A 10,398-nucleotide genomic window follows, 5' to 3' on the forward strand; every position below is an offset into this window, starting at 1 on the left:
TCCGACGGCTGCCCCCGCCGTGGACCGTGCTGTCCCCGCCCTGGCGACCGCCCGGCCGCCGTCGCCCCCGGCACGGCGGACGGCCCGCCGGGGTGACGCCCCGTCCCGTCGTGGTCCCGGCGCGCCCCTAGAATGGGACGCGGCCGACGGTGGCCCCCGTATGCCACCGATCCCGAAGCCAGACCTCGAAGGAGCACCGTGTCGGAGCCGAACAACATCCTGCTGACCGTGGACGGACAGATGCGGGAGGTGGCGCACGGCATCACCGGCCTGGAGCTCTTCCGGGACCAGTCCACCACCGTCGTGATGCGAGTGGACGGCGTGCTCTGGGACCTCTCCCGTGAGATCCCCGGCGGCGCCTCCGTCGAGTCCGTGGACATCACGGAGCAGGACGGCCTGGACGTGCTCCGCCACTCCACCGCCCACGTCATGGCCCAGGCCGTGCAGCAGCTGCGCCCGGACGCCAAGCTCGGCATCGGCCCGTACATCACGGACGGGTTCTACTTCGACTTCGACGTCGCCGAGCCCTTCACCCCCGAGGACCTGCGCACCCTCGAGAAGATGATGCAGAAGATCATCAACTCCGGGCAGGCCTTCCGCCGTCGTGTGGTCACCGAGGACGAGGCCCGCGCCGAGATGGCGGACGAGCCCTACAAGCTCGAGCTGCTCGGCAAGAAGAACGACGCCGCGACCGCCGGCGAGGGGGCCTCCGTGGAGGTCGGCGCCGGCGAGATCACGATCTACGACAACGTGGACCGCAAGTCCGGCGACGCCGTCTGGTGCGACCTCTGCCGCGGCCCCCACCTGCCTCAGACCAAGCTCATCTCCAACGCGTTCGCCCTCACCCGCTCCGCCGCGGCGTACTGGCTGGGCAACCAGGACAACAAGCAGCTGCAGCGCATCTACGGCACCGCCTGGCCCACCAAGGCGGACCTCAAGGCCTACCAGGAGCGCCTGGCCGAGGCCGAGCGCCGCGACCACCGCCGCCTGGGCTCCGAGCTGGACCTGTTCTCCTTCCCGGACGAGCTGGGCTCCGGCCTGCCCGTGTTCCACCCGCGGGGCGGCATCATCCGCAAGGAGATGGAGGACTACTCCCGTCGGCGCCACACCGAGGCCGGCTACGAGTTCGTCTACACCCCGCACATCACCAAGCAGCACCTCTACGAGACCTCCGGCCACCTCGACTGGTACGCGGACGGCATGTTCCCGCCCATGCAGATCGACGAGCAGCGCGACCCGGAGACCGGCGAGGTCACCCGGCAGGGGCAGAACTACTACCTCAAGCCGATGAACTGCCCCATGCACAACCTGGTGTTCCGGTCTCGCGGCCGCTCGTACCGCGAGCTGCCGCTGCGCCTGTTCGAGTTCGGCGCCGTCTACCGCTATGAGAAGTCCGGCGTGGTGCACGGCCTGACCCGCGTGCGCGGCATGACGCAGGACGACGCCCACATCTACTGCACCCGCGAGCAGATGAAGGACGAGCTCACCACCACCCTGAACTTCGTGCTGGACCTGCTCAAGGACTACGGCCTGGACGACTTCTACCTGGAGCTGTCCACCCGCGACCCCGAGAAGTCCGTGGGCTCGGACGAGATCTGGGAGGAGGCCACCCGCACCCTCGACGAGGTGGCCCGGGCCTCCGGCCTGGACCTGGTCCCGGATCCGGGCGGCGCGGCGTTCTACGGCCCCAAGATCTCGGTCCAGGCCAAAGACGCGATCGGGCGGACCTGGCAGATGTCCACCATCCAGCTCGACTTCAACCTGCCCGAGCGCTTCGACCTCGAGTACCAGGCCCCGGACGGCTCCCGCCAGCGTCCGGTGATGATCCACCGCGCCCTGTTCGGGTCCATCGAGCGCTTCCTGGGCGTGCTCACCGAGCACTACGCCGGCGCCTTCCCGGCCTGGCTGGCCCCCGAGCAGGTCGTGGCGATCCCCGTGGCCGAGGCGTTCGCCGACTACCTCGGCGACGTCGTGAAGCGCCTGCGCGCCGAGGGGATCCGGGCCCGTCTGGATGACTCCTCGGACCGGTTCCCCAAGAAGATCCGCACGGCCTCCAAGGAGAAGGTGCCGTTCGTGCTCATCGCCGGCGGCGAGGACGCCGAGGCCGGCGCCGTCTCCTTCCGCTTCCGGGACGGGTCGCAGGACAACGGCGTGCCCGTGGACGAGGCGATCGAGCGCATCGTGCGGGCCGTGCGCGAGCGTGAGGCGACGCCGTGACCAGGCCCGAGGCCTCGGACGCTGACGCGCGGGACCTCGCCCGCGCGTCGGCTGACGCGTCCGCCACGGACGGGTTCGCGTTGCCCGGCGCCCCGGACGCGTTCGAGCGGTTCTGGAACGCCCACCGGATGGCGTACGTCACCCAGGGCTCGGACCAGGTGAAGGACGAGCACACCTGCCCGTTCTGCGCGGCCCCGCAGCGCTCGGACGAGGACTCCCTCATCGTCCACCGCGGGCGCGCGGCGTACGTGGTGCTGAACCTGTACCCGTACAACCCCGGCCACCTGCTCGTCTGCCCGTACCGCCACGTGCCCCTGTACACAGACACCACGGCGGAGGAGGCCGCCGAGATGGGGGAGCTGACGCAGACCGCCATGCTCGCCCTCGGGCACGCCACCCGGGCCGCCGGCTACAACCTGGGCATGAACCAGGGCTCCGTCGCCGGCGCGGGCATCGCCGCCCACCTCCACCAGCACGTCGTGCCCCGGTGGACGGGCGACGGCAACTTCCTGCCGATCATCGCCCGGACCAAGAACATGTCGCAGACCCTCGGTGAGACCCGCGAGATCCTCGCCGGGGTCTGGGACGAGGCCGCGGCGGACCACGCGCGGCGCCAGGAGGCGAACGCGCGGGCCGCGGCCGAGCGCGCCGGCCGGGGGGACGAGGACCGCCCCTGATGCTGGACCGTCACGCGCGCGGGGCCACCACCCGCGTCTTCACGCCGGTGGCCCGCGCCCTCCTCCGCGCGGGGGTGAGCCCGGACGCCGTCACCGTGGTCGGCACGCTCGGCGTGAGCCTCGGCGCGCTCGTCCTGTTCCCCCTGGGCGAGCTCTTCTGGGGCACCCTGTTCATCACGGCGTTCGTGTTCTCGGACCTCGTGGACGGGATTATGGCCCGCGAGGCCGGGACCACGGGCCGCTGGGGCGCGTTCCTGGACTCCACCCTGGACCGGGTGCAGGACGCCGCGGTGTTCCTCGGCCTGAGCCTGTGGGGCTTCGGGGTCGGCGGCGAGCCGGCGGTGGGCACGCTCGCGGCGGTCTGCCTCGCCCTCGGCATGCTCGTGTCCTACGTGCGCGCCAAGGCCGAGGCCCTCGGCCTCACGGCCAACGTGGGCATCGCCGAGCGCGCCGAACGCCTCGTGGCCGCGCTCGTGCTCGCCGGCCTCACCGGCCTCGGCCTGCCCCCTGCCTTCTTGGCCGCCACCCTCGGGCTGCTCGCCGCGGCCTCCCTCGTCACCGTCGGTCAGCGCGTGGCCGCCGTGCGCAGGCAGACGCGGCGCGCGGCCTGAGCCGCGCCGACCCTCCCAGGAGAGACATGACCCCCGCCGACACCCCGCGCGCCCTCACCCCCGGACTGGGCCTGCACCGCTTCCGCGGCGACATCCAGGGCCTGCGCGCCGTGGCCGTCCTGTCCGTGCTCGTCTTCCACGCGGGCGTCACCGCCCTGCCCGGCGGCTTCGTGGGCGTGGACGTCTTCTTCGTCATCTCCGGCTTCCTCATCACGGGCCTGCTGCTCAAGGAGGTGGACCGCACGGGGCGGGTGGGGCTGGCCGAGTTCTACGCCCGCCGCGCCCGGCGCATCCTGCCGGCGGCCCTGGCGGTGATCGTCCTGACGGTCGCCGCGGGCCTGCTCGTCTATCCGGTCTCGGAGTGGACCCGGCTCGGCTCCGTGGCCGTGGCCTCGGCCCTGAGCGTCGTCAACTGGCTCTTCGCCCGCGAGAGCACGGACTACTTCGCGCAGGAGGAGGCCGCCAGCCCCTTCCAGCACTACTGGTCGCTGGCCGTGGAGGAGCAGTTCTACCTCGTCTGGCCGCTGCTGCTGATCCTGGTGACGGTGGGCGTCGCCGCGCTGCGCCGTCGCGGGGCCGGTGACGCCGCGCCCGACGCCGACGCCGGCGCACGACGACGGCCCTCGGCTCCGGTGGCCGCGCGCCGGGTGCTGCTGGCCTCGGCCGTGATCGGTCTGGCTTCGTTCGTGCACTCCGTCTCGTACTCCGCGTCCGACCCGGGCGCGGCCTACTTCGTCACCACCACCCGCGTGTGGGAGCTCGCGCTGGGGGCCGGGCTGGCCGCGGCGCTCGTCGTGCTGCCCGTCATCCGGCCCGCCGTCCGCACAGTGCTGGGCTGGGCGGGCCTGGGCATGATCGCCGTCTCCCTCGTGCTCATCACGGGGGCCATGGCCTACCCGGGCAGCGTGGCCCTGCTGCCCGTCGTCGGCTCGGCGCTGGTGATCCTCGCCGGCGCCCACGAGGACGGCAGCACCCCCGGGCACCCCGCCCGGCTCCTGGCCACCCGGCCCATGCAGTGGGTCGGCGATCTCTCCTACTCCCTCTACCTCGTGCACTGGCCCGTGCTGACGCTCGCCGCCTGGCGCTTCCCGGACGGCCGGCTGCCGCTGTGGCTCGGCCTGATCCTGGCCGTCGTCTCCGTCGGGCTGGCCTGGGCGCTGCGCCGCTGGGTGGAGGTGCCCGCGATGCACGGGTCCCTGCTGGCCGGCCGTCGTCGGGCGCTGACCCGCGGCGGGCTCGGGATGGCCGCCGTCGCCGCCGCCGGCGCCCTCGTGCTCGCCGCCGGCGCGGCCCTCGCCCCCGCGCGCCCGGGGGAGGAGTCCCCCGTGGCCGGTGCCCGGGCGGTCATGGACGGGCAGGACCCGATGGCCGCGCTGGCGGCCGGGATGCGGATCGTGCCGGACCCGGCGGTCGCGAAGGAGGACCGCTCGCCGGCGCACGTGGCCGGCTGCCAGCTCGGCTACGAGGACGTCGAGCCCGAGGCCTGCGAGTTCGGCGACCCGGACTCCGAGACCGTCATCCTCGTGGTGGGCGACTCCCATGCCAGCCAGTGGACGGCCCCGCTGGAGGTGCTCGCCGAGGAGCGCGGCTGGCGCGTCGTCTCGCACACCAAGGCCTCGTGCGTGGTCACCACGGCGGGCGTGCTGGAGGACGGCGAGCCCTACCCGGAGTGCGACGAGTGGAACCGCGCCCTGCCCGACGTCGTGGACGGGCTCGACCCGGACCTCGTGCTGGTCACGGGCGCCCGGCGGGAGACCGTGGCGGAGGACCCCGCGGCGGCGATGGCCGCGGCGTGGCGGGAGCTGACCCCGGCCGCCGGCCGCCTCGCCGTGCTCATGGACAATCCGCGCTCCGACACGTCGATGCCGCGCTGCCTCGAGCAGCACCGCGACGACCCGGCCGCCTGCGCCTATGGCAAGGCGGAGGGGATCGAGGAGTCCGGCGCCCCGGCGCTGCAGGCGGCCGCCGCCTCGGCCGCGGCGGACCCGCAGTGGGGCCTGGTCGACGTCAACCACCTCGTCTGCCCCGGCGAGGACGCGTGCGCTCCTGTGATCGGCGAGGCGCTCGTGCTCTTCGACACCAACCACTTCACGGCGACCTTCGCGCGCACCCTCGCCCCGGAGCTCGGCGAGCAGATCGAGGCGCTGCTGCCCTGACGCGGCGGTGATCCCGCCCGCCCGGGTGGCCCCGGGCCCGGCGCGGCCCGACTCAGCGGGCGGCGATGGGCGCGACGACGGCGTCCGTCGCCGCCGCGAGGTCGGCGGGGGCCAGCTCGAGGTCGAGGCCGCGCTGCCCGCCGGAGACGTACATGACGGGGGCGTCCAGGGCGGAGGAGTCGAGCAGCACCGGGTGGCGGTGGCGCTGGCCCAGGGGGGAGACGCCCCCGCGCACGTAGCCGGTGCGCCGCTCGACGAGGGCGAGGTCCGCCAGGGCCAGCCGCTTCACACCCAGCACCGCGGCGGCGGCGCGCAGGTCCAGCTGCCCGGACACGGGCACCACGCACGCGGCGAGGCCCCCGTCCGGGGCGGCCACCATGAGCGTCTTGAACATGCGCTCCGGCGGCACGCCCATGGCCCGGGCGACCTGGACGCCGAACCGCTCGCCGCCGGCGTCGAGGTCCACCTCGAACGTATGCAGCGTGTAGGGCACCCCGGCCGTCTCGAGGGCGGCGACGGCGGGGGTGGCGGCCCCGTGCGCCCTGCCGCGGCCGCGTCCGGTCTTCGCCACGGGGCGGCTCAGGCGACGCCGGTCTGCTCGCGCACGTTGCGCTTGATGCGGCCGAGCATGGCGGACATGCCGCGCAGGCGCAGCGGCGTGAGGGCCTTGGCCAGGCCGAGGCGGGAGGGGATGTCCTCGGGCACGTCCACGATCTGGCGGGCGGTGAGCCCGTCCAGGCCCTGGGACAGCACGGAGGCGAAGCCGCGCGTGGTGGGGGCCTCGGGCGGGGCCGTGATGAACAGGCGCACCACCGACTCGGGGCCGGGCTCGTCCTCGCCCTCCAGCTCGACGGCCAGGAACAGGGGGGACTGGCACTCCACGACCTGCTCCATCTCCGCCTCGTGGCCGTCGTAGCGCTCCGGCAGGGCGGGCAGCTCGTCGGCGAACTCGAGCAGCAGCTCGAGCTTCTCGGCGTCGGGCACCCCGGCGAAATCGTCGACGATCTCGGCCAGGGCGGCGGGCACGGCGTGGTTCTGGGTCATGGTGAGCCAGTCTAGTGACAGCGATCGGCCCCCGCCGGGCGGGCGGGGGCCGATCTCGCGTCGCGGTGCGGGGCCGGATCAGCGGGCCGGGGCCGCGCCGGGCTCCTCGCCGACGGCGATGGGCAGGCGCACGCTGTTGCCCCACTCGGTCCAGGAGCCGTCGTAGTTGCGGACGTTCTCGTGGCCGAGCAGGTGCTTGAGCACGAACCAGGTGTGGGAGGACCGCTCGCCGATCCGGCAGTAGGCGATCACGTCGTCGCCGTCCTTGAGCCCGGCGCCGTCGCGGTAGACGGCCTCCAACTCCTCGCGGGACTTGAAGGTACCGTCCTCGTTGGCGGCCTGGGCCCACGGCACGGAGGCGGCAGTGGGGATGTGGCCGCCGCGCAGGGTGCCCTCCTGCGGGTAGCCGGCCATGTGGGTGGTCTCGCCGGTGTACTCGGGGCGGGAGCGCACGTCGATCAGCGGCGTGGTGCCGACGGCCTGGAGCACGTCCTCGCGGGCGGCGCGCTCGGTGGTGTCGTCGCGGGGGACCACGGGGTACTCGCCGCGGGCGACGGTCGGGACCTCGCGGGTGGTCTCGCGACCCTCGGCGATCCACTTGTCGCGGCCGCCGTTCATCAGGCGCACGTCCTCGTGGCCGTAGAGCGTGAACACCCACAGGGCGTAGGCGGCCCACCAGTTGGACTTGTCGCCGTAGAACACCACGGTGGTGTCGCGGGAGATGCCCTTGGAGGCGGCCATCTCGGCGAACGCCTCGGGGCCGATGAAGTCGCGGGTCACCGGGTCGTTGAGCTCGGTGTGCCAGTCGATGCGCTGGGCGCCGGGGATGTGACCGGTGGCGTAGAGGAGGGCGTCCTCGTTGGACTCGAGGACCACCACCCCCTCCTCGCCCACGTGGTCGGCGACCCACTGGGTGCTCACCAGCTTCTCGGGGTGCGCGTACTGGGAGAACTCGGCGGCGGTCTCGGTCATGATGCTGCCTTCTTTCGCGTCGGGGGCGGGCCCGCGGGGCCCGTCGGGTCGGGCGGCACGACGACGGCGGGGTGCCCTGTCCGTGCCCTGCGCGCCAGATTACGGCACATCCGTGTCACGTAAGAGGATAGGGAGGCCTCAGTCGCGGACACGCGAGGTCATACGGGTGCGGGCCCGCGGCGGATAGCATGGCCCTTCAGTCCCCTCCGTCGACCCTGGGAGCGCCCCCGTGGCTCAGATCGTCCACCTCGCCGACCGTTCGCCGCAGGTCACGCCGGACCAGCTGCTGGCCGGCTTCCACCCCTCGTACCGCTTCGGCGAGGTGTCCTTCGACACCTACATCCCGGACCCGGCGCACCCCTCCCAGGCGCAGGCCGTGGAGCGGCTGCGGCGCTTCGCGGCGGCCCTCGGGCGCGGCTCCGGCTCCGGCGGCGGATTCCTCGGCGGCCTGTTCGGCGGCGGGCGCAAGCGCGCCGCGGGTCCGGCGGGCATCTACCTCGACGGCGGCTTCGGCGTGGGCAAGACCCACCTGCTGGCCTCCACCTGGCACGCCGCCCCGGGCCCCAAGGCCTTCGGCACGTTCGTGGAGTACACGAACCTCGTGGGCGCCCTGTCCTTCCGCAAGGCCGTGGACGTGCTCAAGGAGTACACGCTGGTCTGCATCGACGAGTTCGAGCTGGACGACCCGGGGGACACCGTGCTGATGTCCCGCCTGATGCGCGAGCTCGCCGACGCGGGCGTGCACCTCGTGGCCACCTCCAACACCCTGCCGGGCTCGCTCGGCGAGGGCCGCTTCGCCGCGCAGGACTTCCAGCGCGAGATCCAGGTCCTGGCGGAGCAGTTCGAGGTCATCCGGGTGGACGGCGAGGACTACCGCCACCGCGGCCTCTCCGCGGCCCCGGACCCGCTGCCGGACGACCAGGTGGTCTCCACCGCCGAGGCCAACTTCCCGGACGCCGGCGTGCTGGCCGTGGACGACTTCGACGCGCTCACCGCCATGCTCTCCCGCGTGCACCCCTCGCGGTACCGCGAGCTGGTCAAGGACGTGGACGTGATCGCGCTGCACGACGTGAAGACCATCACGGAGCAGGCCACCGCCCTGCGGTTCGTGGTGTTCGCCGACCGGCTCTACGACAAGGACGTGCCCGTGGTCGCCTCGGGCGTCCCGTTCGACGACCTGTTCACGCAGGAGATGATGCACGGCGGGTACATGAAGAAGTACTTCCGCACGGTCTCCCGCATGACCGCCCTCGTCCGGGAGGGCCAGCTGGGCATCGCCGAGGAGAAGTGACCCGTCGGCGCGGCCGGGGGATCCCCGGCCGCGCCGCAGGCCTGTCCGCACGGGCGCCTGACCGCCGGCACGACCGAGGCAGGCACGACCGAGTCCAACACGACCAAGGCCCCCTCCCGGTGGGAGGGGGCCTTCGATGTGGAGCGGATGACGAGATTCGAACTCGCGACCTCCACCTTGGCAAGGTGGCGCTCTAGCCAACTGAGCTACATCCGCATGAGATCAGTCCTCACGGACCGTTCTCCGTGCGCGATACTGGGATCGAACCAGTGACCTCTTCCGTGTCAGGGAAGCGCGCTACCGCTGCGCCAATCGCGCTCGTCCACCTCCGAGGAGGTGGTGAACATGCCGCCACTCCTGGTCGGAGGAGCCTGCGAGGTCGGGACGGGATTCGAACCCGCGTATACGGCTTTGCAGGCCGCTGCCTCGCCTCTCGGCCACCCGACCAGGGGTGAAGGTTGAGCGAGCGGATGACGAGATTCGAACTCGCGACCTCCACCTTGGCAAGGTGGCGCTCTAGCCAACTGAGCTACATCCGCGTGTCGGTGCCGCATTCAGTCGCCCTCTCGGGCTCCTGCACTGCGTTTTCCAACGAGAAAGAACTCTAGGGCATGTCCGCCCGGATGCAAAATCGGCCTCCGGGCGCGTCGTGGACGGCCCCATCCGGCGTCCGCGGCGCCTGCCAGAATGGCTGACCATGACCCAGCCACGCCTCGCGCACCAGACCCCCCTCGGGCGCATGTACGCGCGCTCCCTCACGGGCCTGCCCGAGGTCCCGTCCATCACCACGGTGATCGGCATGGAGCGCACGGACCTGGACGGGTGGATCGGCTGGATGGCCGCCCAGTCCGTCACCCAGGATCCGCGCCTGGCGGAATCCGTGGGCTCGGCGGCCCGGCTCAAGCAGGTGGCCCGCCAGTCGGCGGACGCCGCGGCGCGCTACCGGGACGCCGCCGCGGAGCGCGGGGACCGCGTGCACGACTACGCCGAGCAGGTCGCCCAGCGCGCGCTGGGCAGGCCCCACACGCTGGCCGAGACGCGGGCCAAGCTCATCGAGCACGGGGAGGGCGCCTACGCCGACCGGTTCGACGAGTGGTGGGACCTGTACGACGTGCGCCCCCTCGCCGCGGAGATCACGGTGTGGAACCACACGGTCGGCTACGCCGGCACCCTGGACCTCGTGGCCCGGATCGGCGGGCGGCTGTGCCTGATCGACTACAAGACCAAGGGCACCGGCCGCGACGGCCGGGTCAAGGCCCTCGACCCCAAGGTCGTCATGCAGCTCACCGCGGGCCTGAAGGCGGAGGAGTCCCTCGTGGACGCCGAGGCCGGGACGTGGGAGGAGTGGCGGCACGGCCAGGCGGAGATGCTGCTCGGCGTCGCGCTGGGGGAGACCGAGGTGGCCGTGCACCAGGCCAACCCGGGCGTGC

9 protein-coding genes and 4 tRNA genes are annotated in these 10,398 nt (G+C 73.0%); 6 read left to right on the top strand and 7 right to left on the bottom strand.

What is annotated here, in order from left to right:
• The first annotated feature begins 198 nt into the window (after positions 1 to 198).
• Genes thrS through NWP10_RS08215 form a run of 4 tightly spaced genes read left to right on the top strand, consistent with a single transcriptional unit; the run spans position 199 to position 5,661 of the window.
• The gene (gene thrS, locus NWP10_RS08200; RefSeq protein WP_017489480.1) at positions 199 to 2,217 is read left to right on the top strand and encodes a threonine--tRNA ligase; all 2,019 of its coding nucleotides are present in this window, start codon (positions 199 to 201) and stop codon (positions 2,215 to 2,217) included.
• Positions 2,214 to 2,894, top strand: coding sequence for an HIT domain-containing protein (locus NWP10_RS08205; RefSeq protein WP_017489481.1), 681 nt, complete (start codon positions 2,214 to 2,216; stop codon positions 2,892 to 2,894). Before thrS ends, NWP10_RS08205 begins: the two co-directional genes overlap by 4 nt.
• On the top strand, positions 2,894 to 3,505 hold the full coding sequence (pgsA, locus tag NWP10_RS08210) for a phosphatidylinositol phosphate synthase (RefSeq protein WP_017489482.1): 612 nt from the start codon (positions 2,894 to 2,896) through the stop codon (positions 3,503 to 3,505). Before NWP10_RS08205 ends, pgsA begins: the two co-directional genes overlap by 1 nt.
• 26 nt (positions 3,506 to 3,531) lie before the next feature.
• Complete coding sequence (locus NWP10_RS08215) at positions 3,532 to 5,661, top strand: acyltransferase family protein (protein WP_258300527.1); 2,130 nt, start codon at positions 3,532 to 3,534, stop codon at positions 5,659 to 5,661.
• A 52-nt stretch (positions 5,662 to 5,713) separates the two neighbouring features.
• On the opposite strand, the gene ybaK is transcribed toward NWP10_RS08215, so the two are convergent.
• From ybaK to NWP10_RS08230, 3 genes are all read right to left on the bottom strand, one after another.
• Positions 5,714 to 6,232, bottom strand: coding sequence for a Cys-tRNA(Pro) deacylase (gene ybaK / locus NWP10_RS08220; protein ID WP_158493405.1), 519 nt, complete (start codon positions 6,230 to 6,232; stop codon positions 5,714 to 5,716).
• A gap of 8 nt (positions 6,233 to 6,240) precedes the next feature.
• Positions 6,241 to 6,705, bottom strand: coding sequence for a SufE family protein (locus NWP10_RS08225; RefSeq protein ID WP_017489680.1), 465 nt, complete (start codon positions 6,703 to 6,705; stop codon positions 6,241 to 6,243).
• A gap of 78 nt (positions 6,706 to 6,783) precedes the next feature.
• Positions 6,784 to 7,677 (bottom strand): sulfurtransferase, encoded by an 894-nt coding sequence (locus NWP10_RS08230; RefSeq protein ID WP_017489681.1) that lies wholly within the window; start codon positions 7,675 to 7,677, stop codon positions 6,784 to 6,786.
• 229 nt (positions 7,678 to 7,906) lie between these two features.
• Between NWP10_RS08230 and zapE the strand changes: the two genes are divergently transcribed.
• On the top strand, positions 7,907 to 8,968 hold the full coding sequence (gene zapE / locus NWP10_RS08235) for a cell division protein ZapE (protein WP_258300528.1): 1,062 nt from the start codon (positions 7,907 to 7,909) through the stop codon (positions 8,966 to 8,968).
• A 139-nt stretch (positions 8,969 to 9,107) separates the two neighbouring features.
• Here zapE and NWP10_RS08240 read toward each other — a convergent pair.
• The 4 genes from NWP10_RS08240 to NWP10_RS08255 form a co-directional block, all read right to left on the bottom strand.
• Positions 9,108 to 9,184 (bottom strand) — tRNA-Gly (locus tag NWP10_RS08240).
• A 30-nt stretch (positions 9,185 to 9,214) separates the two neighbouring features.
• A tRNA-Val gene (locus tag NWP10_RS08245) sits at positions 9,215 to 9,286 on the bottom strand.
• Between the two features lie 58 nt (positions 9,287 to 9,344).
• A tRNA-Cys gene (locus tag NWP10_RS08250) sits at positions 9,345 to 9,415 on the bottom strand.
• 18 nt (positions 9,416 to 9,433) lie between these two features.
• Positions 9,434 to 9,507: transfer RNA gene (locus NWP10_RS08255), tRNA-Gly, on the bottom strand.
• 158 nt (positions 9,508 to 9,665) lie between these two features.
• On the opposite strand from NWP10_RS08255, the gene NWP10_RS08260 reads away from it, so the two are divergent.
• On the top strand, positions 9,666 to 10,398 hold a 733-nt coding region (locus NWP10_RS08260), incomplete at its 3' end, for a PD-(D/E)XK nuclease family protein (protein ID WP_258300529.1).

Origin of the sequence: Micrococcus sp. HG099 (genome assembly GCF_024723355.1) — a bacterium.
GTDB lineage: Bacteria > Actinomycetota > Actinomycetes > Actinomycetales > Micrococcaceae > Micrococcus > Micrococcus endophyticus.